At 70.6% G+C, this 16,072-nt stretch carries 14 protein-coding genes and 1 pseudogene; 8 read left to right on the forward strand and 7 right to left on the reverse strand.

The annotated features are described in order from the left end of the window. The first annotated feature begins 1 nt into the window (after position 1). A complete protein-coding gene (locus AB0Q90_RS05255) occupies positions 2 to 769 on the forward strand; it encodes an enoyl-CoA hydratase-related protein (RefSeq protein WP_363159755.1) in 768 nt (255 codons plus the stop codon). Positions 770 to 818: 49 nt separating this feature from the next. On the opposite strand, the gene AB0Q90_RS05260 is transcribed toward AB0Q90_RS05255, so the two are convergent. Continuing rightward, complete coding sequence (locus AB0Q90_RS05260) at positions 819 to 1,496, reverse strand: ElyC/SanA/YdcF family protein (protein ID WP_363159754.1); 678 nt, start codon at positions 1,494 to 1,496, stop codon at positions 819 to 821. Between the two features lie 200 nt (positions 1,497 to 1,696). Between AB0Q90_RS05260 and AB0Q90_RS05265 the strand changes: the two genes are divergently transcribed. After that, positions 1,697 to 2,566, forward strand: coding sequence for a sirohydrochlorin chelatase (locus AB0Q90_RS05265; protein ID WP_363159753.1), 870 nt, complete (start codon positions 1,697 to 1,699; stop codon positions 2,564 to 2,566). Positions 2,567 to 2,807: 241 nt separating this feature from the next. Here AB0Q90_RS05265 and AB0Q90_RS05270 read toward each other — a convergent pair whose 3' ends face one another. Together AB0Q90_RS05270 and AB0Q90_RS05275 are read right to left on the reverse strand one after the other, a co-directional pair. After that, the gene (locus tag AB0Q90_RS05270; protein WP_363159752.1) at positions 2,808 to 3,482 is read right to left on the reverse strand and encodes a response regulator; all 675 of its coding nucleotides are present in this window, start codon (positions 3,480 to 3,482) and stop codon (positions 2,808 to 2,810) included. Further along, positions 3,479 to 5,140 carry an ATP-binding protein gene (locus AB0Q90_RS05275; protein WP_363159751.1) on the reverse strand — a complete coding sequence of 554 codons (1,662 nt, stop codon included), beginning with the start codon at positions 5,138 to 5,140 and terminating at the stop codon, positions 3,479 to 3,481. Before AB0Q90_RS05275 ends, AB0Q90_RS05270 begins: the two co-directional genes overlap by 4 nt. 145 nt (positions 5,141 to 5,285) lie before the next feature. Here AB0Q90_RS05275 and AB0Q90_RS05280 point away from each other — a divergent pair, with 145 nt between their 5' ends. The 5 genes from AB0Q90_RS05280 to AB0Q90_RS05300 are packed head-to-tail and all read left to right on the forward strand — an operon-like array spanning position 5,286 to position 9,841. Next, positions 5,286 to 6,248 (forward strand): tripartite tricarboxylate transporter substrate binding protein, encoded by a 963-nt coding sequence (locus tag AB0Q90_RS05280; protein ID WP_363159784.1) that lies wholly within the window; start codon positions 5,286 to 5,288, stop codon positions 6,246 to 6,248. Continuing rightward, positions 6,245 to 6,784 (forward strand): tripartite tricarboxylate transporter TctB family protein, encoded by a 540-nt coding sequence (locus AB0Q90_RS05285; protein WP_363159750.1) that lies wholly within the window; start codon positions 6,245 to 6,247, stop codon positions 6,782 to 6,784. Before AB0Q90_RS05280 ends, AB0Q90_RS05285 begins: the two co-directional genes overlap by 4 nt. 10 nt (positions 6,785 to 6,794) lie before the next feature. After that, the gene (locus AB0Q90_RS05290) at positions 6,795 to 8,300 is read left to right on the forward strand and encodes a tripartite tricarboxylate transporter permease (RefSeq protein WP_363159749.1); all 1,506 of its coding nucleotides are present in this window, start codon (positions 6,795 to 6,797) and stop codon (positions 8,298 to 8,300) included. An 18-nt stretch (positions 8,301 to 8,318) separates the two neighbouring features. Then, entirely contained in the window at positions 8,319 to 8,714 is a 396-nt protein-coding gene (locus AB0Q90_RS05295) for a universal stress protein (protein ID WP_363159748.1), read from the forward strand. A gap of 2 nt (positions 8,715 to 8,716) precedes the next feature. Then, positions 8,717 to 9,841 carry a DUF475 domain-containing protein gene (locus AB0Q90_RS05300; protein WP_363159747.1) on the forward strand — a complete coding sequence of 375 codons (1,125 nt, stop codon included), beginning with the start codon at positions 8,717 to 8,719 and terminating at the stop codon, positions 9,839 to 9,841. Between the two features lie 33 nt (positions 9,842 to 9,874). Here AB0Q90_RS05300 and AB0Q90_RS05305 read toward each other — a convergent pair. Next, positions 9,875 to 11,068: pseudogene (locus AB0Q90_RS05305) on the reverse strand (MFS transporter); the annotation flags it as partial. A gap of 204 nt (positions 11,069 to 11,272) precedes the next feature. Here AB0Q90_RS05305 and AB0Q90_RS05310 point away from each other — a divergent pair. After that, positions 11,273 to 12,355 carry an AraC family transcriptional regulator gene (locus AB0Q90_RS05310; RefSeq protein ID WP_363159746.1) on the forward strand — a complete coding sequence of 361 codons (1,083 nt, stop codon included), beginning with the start codon at positions 11,273 to 11,275 and terminating at the stop codon, positions 12,353 to 12,355. Between the two features lie 12 nt (positions 12,356 to 12,367). Here the strand turns inward: AB0Q90_RS05310 and AB0Q90_RS05315 are convergent, their stop codons facing one another. Genes AB0Q90_RS05315 through AB0Q90_RS05325 form a run of 3 tightly spaced genes read right to left on the reverse strand, consistent with a single transcriptional unit; the run spans position 12,368 to position 16,004 of the window. Next, positions 12,368 to 13,780, reverse strand: a complete 1,413-nt coding sequence (locus tag AB0Q90_RS05315) for an aldehyde dehydrogenase family protein (protein WP_363159745.1) — start codon at positions 13,778 to 13,780, stop codon at positions 12,368 to 12,370. Further along, positions 13,777 to 14,655: an SDR family oxidoreductase gene (locus tag AB0Q90_RS05320; RefSeq protein WP_363159744.1), complete on the reverse strand. Its 879-nt coding sequence runs from the start codon at positions 14,653 to 14,655 to the stop codon at positions 13,777 to 13,779. The genes AB0Q90_RS05315 and AB0Q90_RS05320 overlap by 4 nt, the downstream gene beginning before the upstream one ends. Continuing rightward, positions 14,652 to 16,004, reverse strand: a complete 1,353-nt coding sequence (locus tag AB0Q90_RS05325) for an NAD(P)-binding domain-containing protein (RefSeq protein ID WP_363159743.1) — start codon at positions 16,002 to 16,004, stop codon at positions 14,652 to 14,654. Before AB0Q90_RS05325 ends, AB0Q90_RS05320 begins: the two co-directional genes overlap by 4 nt. Positions 16,005 to 16,072 lie beyond the last annotated feature (68 nt).

The following is a 16,072-nucleotide window of genomic DNA, read 5'->3' on the forward strand; positions in this document are numbered from 1 at the left end:
GATGAACAACCTGAAGCTGGAGCGCCACGACCGTGTGGTCACCGTCCGTCTGCACCGCCCCCATGTCCGCAACGCGCTCAGCAGCGAGCTGCTGGCCGAACTCCTCGACGCCCTGCGCCCGTTGGACACCGACCCCGAGGTCGGCTGCTTCGTCCTCACCGGCTCCGAGCAGGTCTTCGCCGCGGGCGCCGACATCAAGGAGATGGCGGGCAAGTCGGCCGTCGAGATGGCGGCTGAGGACTACTTCGCCGACTGGGAGGACTTCGCCGGCCTGCGCACCCCGAAGATCGCCGCGGTCAACGGCCATGCGCTGGGCGGCGGTTGCGAACTGGCGATGATGTGCGACCTGGTCGTCGCGGGGGAGTCCGCGGTGTTCGGCCAGCCGGAGATCAGGCTCGGGGTCATCCCGGGCATCGGCGGCACCCAGCGCCTGACCCGGCTGGTCGGCCGGGCCAAGGCGATGGACCTGGTCCTCACCGGCCGCACGATGGACGCGAGGGAGGCGGAGGCGAGCGGCCTGGTCTCCCGTGTGGTCCCCGACGACCAGGTACTTCCGGTCGCCCTGGAAGCGGCCTCGACGATTGCCTCGTACAGCCGTACGGCGGTCAGGGCGGCACGCGAGTGCGTCGACCAGGCCCTGGAGACCGGCCTGCGGGACGGCGTCCGCTTCGAACGGCGGGTGTTCCACGCGCTGTTCGCGACGCAGGACCAGAAGGAGGGCATGACCGCGTTCCTGGAGAAACGCCCGCCGCGGTTCAGGGGGCGCTGAGCCTTCGTCCGCGGGCCAGTGGGGGCTGGTCGCGCAGTTCCCCGCGCCCCTACGGGGCGCTCTTCAGTGCCCTCCCGATCCCCGGTTCCCGCGGTCCCAGGAACCGGGGATCCGGGCGGAACACCGCGTCCAGCGCCGCCTTGCCCGCCGCGAAGATCTCCCGGGTGCCGCCGTAGTACCAGGTCACGTCGTGCGCAGCGGCCACGCCGACGCCGTAGGACTCGACGCCCGCGGCCCGGCACAGGGCGATCGCCCGGCGGATGTGGAAGTCCTGGCTGATCAGTACGGCCTCGTCGACGCCGAAGATCTTCTTCGCGCGGACGCAGGAGTCCCAGGTGTCGAAGCCCGCGTAGTCGCTGACGATCCGCGCGTCGGGAACCCCGTGCCGGGTCAGGTAGGTACGCATCGCGTCCGGCTCGTCGTAGTCCTCGCGGCTGTTGTCACCGGTGACCAGGACGACCTCCACCCGGCCCGCCCGGTACAACTCCGCCGCCGCGTCCAGCCGGTGCGCGAGATACGGAGACGGCTCGCCGTCCCACAGTCCCGCGCCGAAGACCACGGCCACGTCCGTGCGGGGCGCGTCGGCGACGGTGCGCAGCCGGTCGCCCGTGGAGACGTACATCCACGTCGCCGGAAGCAGCGCCAGCACACAGGCCGCCATCAGCGCCTGCACCAGCCGCCGCTGCCCGGTACGGGTGCGCGGCAGACGGGGTCGGCGGATGTCCATGGGCGCCCCTTCGCAGACGTCGGTTGCGCACAGGAGGACGCCGAGGCCCCCGCCCCGGTTGCGTGACCAGTATCACTGGAAGAGCCGAAACCCCAGGTCAAACCACCTCACACAGCCCTGGGTCCCCGCGGTGAACCCGCGGAAAAGACCCGTGACGCCCGCGCAACGCCGCGGCAACCTCCGGCCACCACCATCGATCCATGACGGCGTCGAATCAGGTACGCGACGAGTCCACGACCTTCCCCGACAGTACGGCGCACATCATGAACCGGATCAGCAGCCAGCTCGCCAGCCAGCTCAGCCTCGTCTCGCTCGACGGCCGGCGCCGCCCCGCTCCGCCCGCGCTCGTCGTCGTGGCCCACGGCAGCCGTGACCCGCGCGCCCTCAGCACCGTCCGCGCGCTCCTCGACAAGGTCCGCGAACTCCGTCCCGGCCTGCCGGTCCGCCTCGGGCACATCGAGCTCAACGAGCCCCTGCTCCCCGACACCCTCACCTCCCTCGGCACGCAGGAGGCGGTCCTCGTCCCCCTCCTTCTCAGCCGCGGCTACCACGTGAAGCGGGACATCCCCGAGATGGCGGCGGCGGCCCCGGCCCGCACCCGCGTGTCCGCCGCGCTCGGCCCGCACCCGCTGCTCGTCGAGGCCCTGTACGACCGTCTCGTGGAGGCGGGCTGGCGCGGCCGGACCGACGAGGCCACGCGCCGCACCGGTGCGGTGGTCCTCGCCGCCGCCGGCTCGCGCGACCCGGAGTCGAAGGTGGACACGAACCGCACGGCGGCCCTGCTTTCCGAACGCCTCGGCGTCCCGGTGGTCCCGGCCTACGCCACCACCGCGGCCCCCACGGTCCCCGACGCCCTGCGCGCCCTCGCGGCCCGCGGCCGCACCCGAGTGGCGATCGCCTCCTACTTCACGGCCCCCGGCCGCTTCGCCACGGAAGCCGCGGCGGCCGCCCCCTGGATCGCCTCGGCCCCCCTGGGCCCCCACCCGGCGATGGCCCGCCTCCTCCTGCACCGCTACGACCAGACCCTGGCGACCCCGCTCACGACCGAACGAGCACTGGCGTCGGCGTAGCAACGCCCCATGGAGACACGGTCCGGTCCGGCCTGAGCGGGTCGGCGAAGTCGGCTGCGGTTCGGCAGCGCCCTGAAGGGCGCGGGGCTGTATCGATATGCGGCTCCGCCGCGGTGGGGGTCCCTCCCGCGCGAGCGAAGCCGAGCGTGGGGGAGCGACCAGCCACGACGGCGCCGCACGGAATCGACGGCACATCGCGGCCCCGCGGCGGAGCCGCACGTCGGCACAGCCGGCGGAGCGCTCAGGCGTGCCAGTGGTAGCGGCGCTCGGGGCGGCCCGCCTGCCCGTAGCGCAGCGACACCTCCGCCTGGCCCGTGGCACTGAGGTATTCGAGGTAACGGCGCGCGCTGACGCGCGAGATGCCGACCTTCGTCGCACACTCGGCCGCGGACAGGGTGCCGTCAGTCGCACGCAGTGCACGTTCGACCAGCTCCGCGGTCTCCACGCTCATGCCCTTCGGCAGAGTGGACGTCACCGTCGGCGCCGCCGCCCGTCCCAGTGCTCGGTCCACATCGGCCTGCCCGCTGACCAGGGCGGTGCGCAGATTGCCGCGCCGGGCGCTGTACCGTTCCAGCCGGTCCCTGAGGTCGTCGGCGTCGAAGGGCTTGAGAAGGTAGTCGACCACACCCTGGCGGACGGCGGCCCGGACCGCGTCCGCCTCGCGGGCGGCACTGATCACCAGCACATCGCAGTCATGGGCGGCCGCCCGCAGCCCGCGGATGACGTCCAGACCGAACATGTCGGGCAGATAGAGGTCGAGCAGAATCAGATCGGGCTGCAACTCGGCGGCGGCGGCGAGCGCCTTCTCCCCGCAGTCCGCCGATCCGACCACGCGAAAACCCTCGACGCCGTCGACGAATCCGCGGTGGATCCGCGCCACCATGAAGTCGTCCTCGACAACCAGTACGTCGATCACCGGACTTCCTCCGTCTCCCGATCGGTGAGCTGCCCCACGGACATCCGGGCGGTGAACATGGCGCCCGCCTGCGTGTTGGCCACCGACACCTCACCGCCCCGGCGCTTGCACACCAGGCGCGTGAGCGCCAGGCCGATCCCCCGGTCGCCGCCCTGCGCGGCCTTGGTCGTGAACCCGTGCAGGAACACCTCCTGCGCGAGCTCGGGCGCCACGCCCGGCCCCGAGTCCCGTACGACGATCTCCACGCTGGAGGCGTCCTGGCGCAGTTCCACCTCCACCCAGGCGTGGTCGTCGTCGCCCGCCGCGGCCGCGTCGACCGCGTTGTCCACGAGATTGCCGAGCACGGTCGCCACGTCCGCCGAGTCGGTCGGCTCCAGTTGCTCCAGCGCCGTGCGCTCGGAGATCCGCAGCCGCACCTTGCGTTCCGCGGCGAGCGCCGACTTGGCCATGAGCAGCGCGGCGACGGCCCGGTCGCGGACCCGGCTGGTGAGGGTCAGGTCGAGCGACTCGCGGTGTCTGCGCAGGGCGCGGACGTACTTCACGACCTCGTCGTGCTCGCCGATCTGGATGAGCCCGGAGATGGTGTGCAGCTGGTTGGAGAACTCGTGGGCCTGGGCGCGGAGCAGCTCGGTGGTGCTGCGGAAGGACCCCAACTCCCGCTCCATCTGGGCGAGTTCGGTGCGGTCGCGCAGGGTTGTCACCGAGCCGAGGCGGCGGCCGTCCTTGGTGACGTCCATCCGGTTCATCACCAGGACGCGGCCCCGGCGCAGGACCACCTCGTCACGCCGCTCGGCACCGGGCTCGCCCTCCCGCGCGGTCCCGGCCAGGACGTCGTACAGCCGCCCCTCGATCCCGAGATCGGCCAGGCTCATCCCGACGCAGTTCTCGGGCAGGTCCAGCAGGCTGCGGCCGACGGCGTTGACCAGGGTGAGCCGCTGATGCGGGTCGAGGGCCACCACGCCCTCGGCGATCCCGAAGAGCATCGCCTCGCGGTGTTCGGCGAGCCCGGCGATCTCGCGCGGCTCCATGCCGAAGGTCTGCCGTTTGATCCGCCGGGCCAGCAGCCAGGAGCCGGCCACCCCGAGGACGCTGGCGACGCCGAGGTAGACGAGCAGATAGGACGAGGCTCCCACCAGCCGCTGCCAGGCCGACGGTGAGGCCCGCCCGATCATCACGGTGCCGAGCAGGTCCCCGGCGTTCTTGTCCTCCGCGCCGAGCACCGGCGCCTGCGCCACCAGGTGGGTGACGCCGTTCACCGGCAGCTCCCCGGACCAGCCGCGGCCCTCGGTGGTGCCCTCGCCGGAGACCGGCAGCCGCGTCCCGAGGAGCGTGGGGTTGGTGGAGGCGACGATCCGGCCGCCCGCGTCGGCGACCGTGGCGGAGGTGACGCCGGACCTGTTCAGCGTGGACTGGAGCAGCGGCGCGAGCATCTCCGCCGGAGCCGGCCGGACCAGCTGGGTGCGCACGAGCGGGTTTCCGGCCATCTCCTCGGCGAGCGCGGTCACCCGGCGCCCCTCGACCCGGTCGAACGTCGCCTTGGACTGGGCCAGCGACACCGCGGCGACGGCGGCCAGCACGATCACGACGATGGCGAGCTGCCATCTCAGCAGCTCACCGGCGAGCGTATGACGTCTTGGTCGTCGTGACGTTATGACCACTATGAACTCAACCTTCGATGGTCACACAACCGAGACGGGGTGTCCCAGGAATCGCACAATCATGGCGCCGGATCGGCCCAAGCGAAAGAGATGAGCCATGAGAACTCGACGAGCCGCCCTTGTCGGAGCTCTTGCCGCCGCGTCCATGCTCGCGGTCAGTGCCTGTGGTGCCACCGCCGACAACGAGGAGTCCGAAAGCGGAAGCGGGTCCGGGAAGCCCGTGACCGGTCTGAGGCTCATGGTCCCCAACACCCCGGGCAGCGGTTACGACCTCACCGCCCGCACCGTCACCCAGGTCATGCAGGACACCAAGGCCGCCTCCGGCGTCCAGGTCTTCAACCTGCCCGGCGCCAGCGGCACCGTGGGCCTGCAGCGCCTGGTGAACGAGAAGGGCAACGGCAAGCTGGCCATGCAGATGGGCCTGGGCGTCGTCGGAGCCTCGTACACCTCCAAGTCCGAGGCGACCCTGACCGACACCACGCCGCTCGCCAGGCTGATCGAGGAGGCCGGCGCGATCGTCGTGCCCAAGGACTCCCCGTACAAGACGATGGACGACCTCGTCACCGCCTGGAAGAAGAACCCCAAGAAGTTCGCCGTGGGCGGCGGCTCGTCCCCGGGCGGCCCCGACCATCTCCTCCCGATGCAGCTGGCGAAGGCCGTCGGCATCGAGCCGAAGGACGTCAACTACGTCTCCTACGACGGCGGCGGCGAGCTGCTTCCGGCCATCCTCGGCAACAAGATCGCCTTCGGCGCCAGCGGCTTCGGCGAGTTCCTCGACCAGGTCGAGGCGGGCCAGGTGCGCGTCCTCGCGGTCAGCAGCGCGAAGCCGGTCGAGGCGCTGAAGGACGCGCCCACGCTCAAGGACCAGGGCATCGACCTCGTCTTCACCAACTGGCGCGGCATCGTCGCCCCTCCCGGCATCACCGACGAGCAGAAGCAGACCTGGATCGACGCGCTGACCACGATGCACGACTCGGAGGACTGGCAGGCGCAGCTGGAGAAGAACGGCTGGGTCGACGCCTTCGCCACCGGTGACGATTTCGGCGCCTACCTGACCGAGCAGGACAAGGCGGTCGCCGACCTGCTGGCAGAGCTCGGGCTGGCATGAGCTCCGAGCTGAAGGACGAGCGGACCGTGGAGGACTCCCGTCCGTCCCCGGCGGGCGGGGACCGCGCACAGTACGGCGTGTGCGCGTTCCTCGCCCTGCTGGGCACCGCCGTGATCGTGGACGCCCTCGGCATCGCGCACGTCACCAACGGCACCGACCCGGTCGGGCCGCGCGCGGTGCCCCTGATCCTGGGCACGCTGCTGCTGGCGCTCGCGGCGTTCTACGCCCTCGACGTGGCCCGCGGCGGCCGCGGTGAGCCGGAGGCCGGCGAGGACGTCGACCTGTCCCGGGGCAGCGACTGGCGCACGGTGCTGCTGCTGATCGCCGTGTTCCTGGCGAACGCGCTGCTCATCGAGCGGCTCGGCTGGGTGATCAGCGGTGCCCTGCTGTTCTGGGGCACGGCGTTCTCCCTCGGCAACCGCCACTACATCCGCAACCTCCTGATCGCGGTGACGCTGTCCCTGACGACGTTCTACGCGTTCGCGATCGGCCTCGGCGTGAACCTTCCCGCCGGTGTCCTGCAAGGAATCCTGTGAGGCCTGGGCGATGGACAACCTGAACAACCTCATGCAGGGCTTCGCGGACGTCATGGCCCCGATGAACCTGCTGCTCGCCCTCGTCGGCGTCGTCATCGGCACCGCGGTGGGCGTCCTGCCGGGCATCGGCCCGGCGATGACGGTGGCCCTGCTGCTGCCGGTCACGTACGGCATGGAACCGGTGCAGGCGTTCATCATGTTCGCCGGCATCTTCTACGGCGGCATGTACGGCGGCTCGACGACGTCGATCCTGCTGAACACGCCGGGTGAGTCGTCCTCGGTCGTCACGGCCATCGAGGGCAACAGGATGGCGAAGGCGGGCCGCGCGGCCCAGGCCCTCGCCACGGCGGCGATCGGCTCCTTCGTCGCGGGCACGATCGGCACGCTGCTGCTGGTCCTGGTCACCCCGTTCGTGGTGGACTTCGCGGTCAGCCTGGGCGCGCCCGACTACTTCGCGCTGATGCTGCTGGCGTTCATAGCCGTCACCTCGGTGCTGGGCTCGTCCCGCATCCGAGGCCTCGTCTCGCTCCTGCTGGGCCTGACCATCGGCGTGGTCGGCATCGACACGGTCTCCGGCCAGCAGCGCCTGACCCTGGGCATCCCGCAGCTGGCCGACGGCATCGACGTCGTCGTGGTCGCGGTCGGCATCTTCGCCGTCGGCGAGGCCCTGTGGGTGGCCGCGCATCTGCGCCGCAAGCCGGCCGAGGTGATCCCGGTCGGCCGCCCGTGGATGGGCAGGAAGGACTGGCAGCGGTCCTGGAAGCCCTGGCTGCGCGGGACGGCGTACGGCTTCCCGTTCGGCGCGCTGCCGGCCGGCGGCGCGGAGATCCCGACCTTCATGTCGTACGCCACCGAGAAGCGGCTCTCCAAGCACCCCGAGGAGTTCGGCAAGGGCGCCATCGAGGGCGTGGCCGGTCCGGAGGCCGCGAACAACGCGTCCGCGGCGGGCACCCTGGTCCCGATGCTGGCGCTCGGCCTGCCGACGAACGCCACGGCGGCGGTCATGCTCGCCGCCTTCCAGTCGTACGGCATCCAGCCCGGCCCCCTGCTCTTCGAGCGCGAGGCAGATCTGGTCTGGGTCCTGATCGCGAGCCTGTTCATCGGCAACCTGCTGCTCCTGCTGCTGAACCTGCCGCTGGCCCCGGCGTGGGCGAAGGTGCTGCAGATCCCGCGCCCGTACCTCTACGCGGGAATCCTGTTCTTCGCGTCGATGGGCGCGTACGCGGTGAACGCCCAGCCGCTGGACCTGTTCATCCTGCTGGCCCTGGGACTTCTCGGCTTCATGATGCGCCGCTTCGGACTGCCGGTTCTGCCGCTGATCGTCGGCGTCATCCTGGGCCCGCGCGCCGAGCTCCAGGGCCGGCGCTCCCTCCAGCTGTCCGGCGGGGAGCTGTCGGGCCTGCTGGGCGGGCCGGTGTCGTACACGGTCTACTCGGTGATCGCGTTGGTCCTGGCGTGGCCGCTGATCCGCCGTTTCGTCGTCCATCCGCTGCGCGCGCGCAACGTCGCCGCCTGAGAGAACCCGGAGACCTAGATGACCATCCTGGTCGGATACGTCCCCTCGCCCGAGGGCGAGGCCGCACTGCGCACGGGGATCGCGGAGGCCCGGTTGCGCGACGAGAAGCTCCTGGTCGTGAACACCACCCGGGGCGACGCCTATGTCGACCCCCGCTTCGCCCAGGAGGCCGACCTGGGCCACGTGCGCGAGGACCTCGCGGCCCTGGGCGTCGACTTCGACATCCACCAGGTCCTCGGGGCCCGCGACGCCGCCGAGGAGATCATCGACCTCGCGGAGCAGATGGACGCGTCCCTGGTCGTGATCGGTCTGCGGCGCCGTAGCGCGGTCGGCAAGCTGATCATGGGCTCGGCGGCCCAGCAGATCCTGCTGGGCGTGGGCTGCCCGGTCCTCGCCGTGAAGGCGGAGGGCTGACGGTGCTGCGAACCTTCGGCTGGTCGTTCGCCGTCACGGCGCTCGGCCTCGCTTTCGCCGCGTGGCAGTGGGGCTGGGAGGCGTTCGGGATCGTACTGATCCTGTCGATCCTGGAGATCTCGCTGTCCTTCGACAACGCGGTGGTCAACGCCGGAATCCTGAAGAAGATGAATGCCTTCTGGCAGAAGCTCTTCCTCACCGCAGGCATCCTGATCGCGGTGTTCGGCATGCGGCTGGTCTTCCCGGTCGTCATCGTCGCCATCAGCGCCAAGGTCGGCCCCGTCGAGGCGGTCGAGCTCGCCGTCGACAACCCCGGGCGCTACGAGGACCTCGTCACCGATGCCCACCCCGCCATCGCGGCGTTCGGCGGGATGTTCCTGCTGATGATCTTCCTCGACTTCGTCTTCGAGGACCGCGACATCAAGTGGCTCGGCCCGCTGGAGCGCCTGCTGGCCAAGCTGGGCAAGGTCGACATGCTGTCGGTCTGCGTCGCGCTCGTCGTGCTGCTGGTCTCGGCGCTGACCGTCGCCACCCACGCGCACGTCAGCGCGGGCCATGCGGACAAGTCCGCCACGGTACTGCTCTCCGGCATCGCCGGTCTCATCACGTACATGGTCGTGGGCGGCCTCTCCGGACACTTCGAGGACAGGCTCGAAGAGGAGGAGGAACACGAACACGAGAAGGAGGAACAGGCCAAGGCCGAGGGCAGACCGGTCTCAGTGGCCGCCCTGGCCGGCAAGGCGGCGTTCTTCCTCTTCCTCTACCTGGAAGTCCTGGACGCGTCCTTCTCCTTCGACGGAGTGATCGGCGCCTTCGCCATCACCAACCACATCTTCTGGATGGCGCTCGGCCTGGGGATCGGTGCCATGTACGTCCGCTCGCTGACGGTCCACCTGGTCCGGCGGGGCACCCTGGACGACTACGTCTACCTGGAGCACGGCGCGCACTACGCGATCGGTGCCCTCGCCGCGATCCTGCTGGTCACCATCCAGTACGAGATCAGCGAGATCATCACCGGCCTGGTCGGTGTCATGCTGATCGCGGCGTCGTTCCTGTCGTCCGTCCGCCGCAACAAGGCACTTGAGGTCAGTCCGGTGGCCCAAAGCTCCGAGGCCGCTCTGATGTGACGTTTCCTCAGGTTGCGGACCTGCGTGGTGGGGCGGGTGGGACTCGAACCCACGGGTGAAGTGGCGGGCGGCGACCAGGAGAAGGAGCGCCAGGGCGGCCGGTGCCGCGTAGGCGAGACGGAACCGGCCGGTGGAGCCGAGGAGCCCGCTCACCGCGCCACCGGCGATGACGCCGACGTAATTGAAGAGGTTCAGGCGCGCCAGGACCACCTCCGAGGCAGCGGGGCGCAACCGCGCGGCGAAGCTCAGACACAGCGGAGCCAGGACGGACGCCCCCAGACCCACCGCCCCGGCCGCAAGAACGGCGAACGGCCAGCTCGGCGCGGCGGCCATGCCTGCCAGGGCGCCCGCGACCAGCAGGGCCGCGGTGTGGACGACGGCTACCGCTCCGAACCGTTGCACGAGGAGGTCGGTGGCGGCGCGGCCGACGACTGTGCCGGCCTGGTAGGCCGCGTACGCCAGCGGCGCGACCGTGAGGGACGCGGCGAGGGTCTGGCGCAGGTACACCGCCGACCAGGCCGAGACGGTGGAGTCGACGACGTAGACGACGAGGAGGACCAAGCCGAACGGGATGAGCCGAATCCACAGGCGGCGCCCCAGCGGCGGCTGCGCGAGAGTGTCCGACGGCCCCGCGCAGGAAGGAAGGGCGTGCGTGCGCATACAGACGGCGAGGAGCAGCACGATGCCCGCCTCAACGCTCAGGCCGGCGGCTACGGGCCACTCCAGCCGGGCGACCCCGGCGGTGAGCAGGGCCGCGACCACGCCCCCCACACTCCATGCCGTGTAGAAGGAGCCGAAGATGCTGCGGCCGTAGGCGCGTTCGATCGCCGCTGCCCGGGTGTTGACCCCGATGTCGAGGGCACCGACGGCGAGCCCGAAGAGGATGTACGCGCAGATGACGGTCGCCTCGTCGGAGGCCCGTCCGATCAGCACCAGCGTGGCGGCAGCCGTCAGCATGGCCCCGCTCATCGTGGCGACGGGACCGGCGCGGCGGATCGCGGCCAGACCCAGGAAGCTGCCGCCACCTGCCGTCAGTGCCACCGCGACCATCATGGCCGTCGTCAGGAGCGGAGCCAGGTTCAGGTGTTCGGTGACAGCGGGGACGGTCGTGTACACGGCGGCGACGGACAGACCTTGTACGGCGAACGCGAGGGTCGCGCCCCTTCGGGCGCCGGTCTTGGAGACCGGGTGCCCGGCCTCCGCCCGGGCTGGAGCGTTGAAGGACATGATGCTGTCGCGCCTTCATTCCTGTGTGCGCTGGGTGACCGGTCGAGGTCCAGCGGGTCGAATGGGTGCAGGTTCCGGAAGCCGTAGCCAGGCGCGGAAGCCAAGCTCAGGGCGCCAGGGGCCGTAGAGGGGGCTTCGGGGGCCAAAGCATGCGACCGGTGATGCCGGCTGCCTACGGTGGTCGCCGAGGAGAAGGTGAGTGCGATGTCCCTTACCCCCGGCCCGGCGGACCTTCCCGGGACCAGCCGCAGCACGTCGGCGACGATCCAGCCGAACATCCTGCGCTGCCTGATCGTGGTCGCCGACGAGCGCGGCATCGATCTGCGGCCCGTGTTGAAGCAGGTCGGGCTGGACGAGACGGTCATGCGTTCCGCCGCGCTGCGGGTGTCGTACCGGCAGGGCAGCTCGGTGATCCGCCGTGCGGTGGAGCTCACCGGGGACGAGCGCCTGGGGCTGAAGGTCGGTGCAGCGCAGCACCTGACCGCGTGGGGCCTGCTCGGCTTCGCCCTGATGGCCGACGACACGTTGCGGCACGCCATCGGGACGGGGGTGAGGTACCAGAACCTGTCCGGGGCGATGGTGGTGTGGTCGGCGGGTGCGGGTGAGGAGGACGACGCCTTCGTGCTGCGCGCCGATCTTCCCGATCCCGCCATGGACCCGGTCGTGGCTTCCTTCCTGATCGAGGAGGCGTTCGCCTCCGTGGTCACCCTGTCCAGGCTGGCCGTCAGTCCGGACTTCGCGCCGAAGGTCGTGGAGTTCTCCTTTCCGCCACCCCGCCAATACGACCTGTTTGTTGCCCTGTTCGGCTGTCCGGTCCGGTTCGACGCCCCCGCCAACCGCCTGGTCATCGACCCCGCGTGGGCCCGTACCCGGATGCCCGGCCGGGATCCGGTGAGCTACGCGTCGACTCTGGAGATGCTCGACGCGCAGCTGGCTTCCCGCCGTGACCAGCAGGATCTGCTGGAGGTGCTGGAGATCTCCGTGGCGCAGAGCCTCCCCGTGGCGCCTTCGTTCGGTGAGCAGGCGCGCCGGCATGCGACAAGCGAGCGGACGCTGCGCCGTCGGCTGGCCGAGTGCGGCACGACGTACGAGGCACTCGTCGAGGGAGTGCGCCGGGAGCGTGTGGAGCAGTTGTTGCTCCGTCCGGAACTGACACTGCGCGACATCGCCCGCCGGGCGGGATTCTCCGACGAACGGGCGCTGCGCCGCGCGGTGCGCCGGTGGCACGGCACCTCACCGGTCCGTCTGCGGGAGCGGATGCTCCGGGACACGGGACAGATGGAATGACGTAATGACGCGTCAGCGGGTGTGGATCCAGACCGTCTTCTCCCGGGTCCACTGGTCGAAGGCATTGGTGGACTTCTCCACGCCACCGAATCCGGACTGCTTCCAACCGCCGAAGGGGGTGGTGATGTCCCCTTCGCTGTAGGCGTTGACGGAGACCACGCCGGCCTCGATGCCGCGTGCCAGCCGCAGCGCGGTGTCGAGGTCGCGGGTCCACAGGGAGGCGGCGAGTCCGTACTCGGTGGCGTTCGCCCTGCGTACTGCCTCGTCCTCAGAGGCGAAGGTCTGGACGGTGACGACGGGGCCGAAGAGCTCCTTGGTGAGAACGTCGCTGCCGTCGGGGGCGTGGGTGATCACGGTGGGCGGGTAGTAGGCGCCGCGCGGAGGCAGCCCGTGCGGCAGTCCCCCGGTGTGGATCTGGGCTCCGCCGGCCCGTGCGGCCTCCACGGCTCCCGCGACCCGATCAAAGGCAGCGTGGTCGATGAGCGGCCCCAGCTGCGTGTGCGGGTCGGCCGGATCACCGATGACCAGCCCTCTCGCCGCGGCCGTGAACCGCTCGACGACCTCCTCGGCGATATTGCGGTGCACCAGAACCCGGGAGCCGGCCGTGCAGTTCTGCCCCATGGTCAGGAACGCGGCTTCGATCATGTTGTCAATGAGCTCATCGCCGTAGGAGAGCGCGTCGGCCATGAGCACCTGGGGGCTCTTGCCGCCCATCTCCAGTGATACGCGCTTGAAGTTACTGTCGGCGGCGGCCTTGAGGATGCTGCGGCCGGTCGCGGTGGACCCGGTGAAGGAGAGCGCCCCCACGAGGGGGTCGCGGGCCAGGGCCGCCCCGGCTGTCCGGCCGTAACCGGGCAGCACCGTGAGCACTCCTTCGGGCAGGCCGGCCTCGGTCGCGAGTTCGGCCAGGTGCAGGGCGGAGCGCGGGGTCGCCTCGGCGGGCTTGACGAGCAGGCAGTTGCCCGCAGCCAGGGCGGGTCCGACCTTCCATGCGGTCATGGCGAGCGGGTAGTTCCACGGCAGAATCGCCGCGACGACCCCGACCGGTTCGCGGCTCATGAGGCCGAGAGCGTCGGGCCCGCTCGGCGCGAGGCGGCCGAAGACCTTGTCGGCAGCCTCGGCGAACCAGCGGATCGACTCGATCGCCCCCGGTACGTCGCCCGTACGGCACTCCGTGATCGGCTTGCCCGCGTCCTCGCTGTCCAGCCGGGCGAGGATCTCGGCGTCGCGTTCCATCAGGCCGGCCAGCCGCAGCAGCACCGCGCCGCGCTCCCGGACCGGCAGCCGCGACCACACCCCGGCCTCGTGGACCTGCCGGGCCTGCTCGGCAGCCTTGGAGACGTCGTCGGCGCTCGCGGCGGACAGGAAGGTGATCGGCTCACCGGTGGCGGGGTTGACGACCTGCAGCATCTCGTTCGTGGTCATGCTTCCTCCACCAGCTCCCAGCGCCCGTCGGTCCGGCGGGCCAGTCCGCGTCGGCGGAGATCTTCGAGATAGCGGGCCATACCGCGGTCACCGCGCTTGCGGAACAGCGGGAAAACCTTGGGCAGCAGGTTCGGCATGAGCATCGCGAACCGCACCAGACGGGACTCGCCGGGCCGGGGGTAGGCCTCCAGGCGGGGCTTCTCCAGCAGGCTCACCACGGCCGCGACGACGTCGGCGGGCTGCTGTGGTGGGTCCTGGAACTGCATGGAGTTCCCGCCGTCCACGGCTTCCTGGCGCAGCATCCGGGTGTCGGTCGCCGACGGCAGCACCGAGCCGGCCAGAATGCCCTTGCTCCTGAGGTCGAGCCCGATGGCGAGCATCGCGCCCCGCAGCCCGAACTTGGACGCCGTGTAGATCGGGGTCTCGCCGAGCGGGAAGATCCCGCCGAGGGAGACTGTCGTGACCACCCGGGCGTCCCGGGAGGCCCGCAAGAGGGGGATCGCGATCCGGGTGGTGACCAGCGGGGAGGTCAGGTTGAGGCCGATCTCCCGCTCGATGCTCTCGACGCTGCGGACATCGAAGCGTTCCGCGCTGGTCATGCCCACGTTGTTGACGAGCACGTCGAGGCGGCCGTAGACCTCGGCGACCAGCTCGAACACCCGCTCCACCTGGGCGCGGTCCATCAGGTCACAGCCGAGGCCGGTGTGCCCGGCACCGGGAAGATCTGCGGCGACGGTCCTGGCGCGGGTCTCGTCGATGTCGACGACGACGCACCGGGCGCCGCCGGAGGCGAAGCGGCGGCACAGCGCGCTGCCGATGCCGCCCGCGCCGCCGGTCACCAGCATGACCTTGTCGGTGTAGTCGTACCCGCTCATGCCGCGCTGCCTTCCTTGACAGCGCGCAGGGACCGCACCGGGGGCGGCTGGCCCTCGGTACGCCAGCCCATGTCGCGCGCGACCTTGCCCAGGTACTTCACGAGCGCCCCGCTGTCGACGTAGCCGGTGTGGCGGGGCGAGTCGACGAACTTCAGCCCGCCGGACAGATCCGGGCGGTCGGCGCGGATCATCCGGGTGAACCGTTCAGCGTTCCGCAGCCGGTGCCGCGCGTCGTGGATATGCCCGGCGATCAGCTGCGCCTGGGTGTCGAAGAGTCGGTACGCACCGGAGTTGGTCTCCACGAAGCCGATGCCGAACAGGCCCAGGTGCTCGCGTGAGAACGACGACAAGTACAGGTCGGGGTGCTGCTCGTCGCCGAAGTACTGCTGCGCGACCGGCACTTTGTGGACGTAGCCCGTGGCCAGCAGGATGAGATCGAAGTCGTCGCTCGTGCCGTCGGTGAAGTGCACGGTTCTGCCCTCGGCACGGGCGATCCCGGGCCTGGCGGTGATGTCGCCGTGCTGGAGGTGGTGGATCAGCATCGAGTTGATGGCCGGGTGGGTCTCGAACAGCTTGTGGTCCGGCTTCGGCAGCCCCAGCCGCGTCGGGTCGCCGTTGATGATGCGCAGCACGGCACCGAAGATCCGCTGCGCCAGCCACATCGGCAGGTGCGGCCCGCTGTTGGCGATGGTGTCCACCGGTCGGCCGAAGAGGTGCTTGGGGATGAACCAGTAGCCGCGCCGCATGCTGATCACCGCGTGGTCGGCGGTCCGGGCGGCGTCGCAGGCGATGTCGCAGCCGGAGTTCCCCGCGCCCACGACCAGGACGCGCTTGCCGCGCAGCTCCTCCGCGCTGCGGTAGCCGACGGTGTGCCGGACCTCACCGCTGAACTCCCCAGGAATTTCGGGGATGTTGGGGTGCCACTGCGAGCCGGTACACACGACGACCTGCCCGTGCACGCTTTCGCGGCCGTCGGCCCGGGTGACCGTCCAGGTGCCGTCCGCGTTCTTCTCGATGCTTTCGACCTCGACGCCGAACTCGATCCGGTCCGTCAGCCCGTAGGCGTCGGCGAAGAGCCGCAGGTACGACAGGATCTGCCGGTGCGGCGGGTAGTCGGCGAAGTGGTCGGGCATCGGAAAGCCGCCGAATCCCGACAGGGTCCTGCTGGAAATGAAGTGGGCCGATTCGTACATCGGGCTGCCGGGATTGTCGATGTCCCAGATACCGCCGGGCCCGGTGTGCCGCTCAAGATGCGTGTACGGCAGATTCCGCTCCGCCAGTGCCCTGGCGACCGCCAGCCCGGCAGGTCCCGCCCCGATCACACACGTATCAAACTGGCTTTCCTTCACGGGCCTGCCTCCTCGTTCGTCCCGCTTCACGGGTGTTCAAGGAAACGTATTCACCCGCCGTTCAGCGG

Origin of the sequence: Streptomyces sp. NPDC079141, from assembly GCF_040686775.1 — a bacterium.
GTDB lineage: Bacteria > Actinomycetota > Actinomycetes > Streptomycetales > Streptomycetaceae > Streptomyces.

What these genes read in the sequence shown, in the direction of transcription:
- AB0Q90_RS05265 (WP_363159753.1), top strand. Translation starts at nt 1,697, where the DNA reads ATGACGGCGTCGAATCAGGTACGCGACGAGTCCACGACCTTCCCCGAC.
- AB0Q90_RS05295 (WP_363159748.1), top strand. Translation starts at nt 8,319, where the DNA reads ATGACCATCCTGGTCGGATACGTCCCCTCGCCCGAGGGCGAGGCCGCA.
- AB0Q90_RS05285 (WP_363159750.1), top strand. Translation starts at nt 6,245, where the DNA reads ATGAGCTCCGAGCTGAAGGACGAGCGGACCGTGGAGGACTCCCGTCCG.
- AB0Q90_RS05310 (WP_363159746.1), top strand. Translation starts at nt 11,273, where the DNA reads ATGTCCCTTACCCCCGGCCCGGCGGACCTTCCCGGGACCAGCCGCAGC.
- AB0Q90_RS05320 (WP_363159744.1), bottom strand. Translation starts at nt 14,655, where the DNA reads ATGAGCGGGTACGACTACACCGACAAGGTCATGCTGGTGACCGGCGGC.
- AB0Q90_RS05255 (WP_363159755.1), top strand. Translation starts at nt 2, where the DNA reads ATGAACAACCTGAAGCTGGAGCGCCACGACCGTGTGGTCACCGTCCGT.
- AB0Q90_RS05290 (WP_363159749.1), top strand. Translation starts at nt 6,795, where the DNA reads ATGGACAACCTGAACAACCTCATGCAGGGCTTCGCGGACGTCATGGCC.
- AB0Q90_RS05260 (WP_363159754.1), bottom strand. Translation starts at nt 1,496, where the DNA reads ATGGACATCCGCCGACCCCGTCTGCCGCGCACCCGTACCGGGCAGCGG.
- AB0Q90_RS05280 (WP_363159784.1), top strand. Translation starts at nt 5,286, where the DNA reads ATGCTCGCGGTCAGTGCCTGTGGTGCCACCGCCGACAACGAGGAGTCC.
- AB0Q90_RS05315 (WP_363159745.1), bottom strand. Translation starts at nt 13,780, where the DNA reads ATGACCACGAACGAGATGCTGCAGGTCGTCAACCCCGCCACCGGTGAG.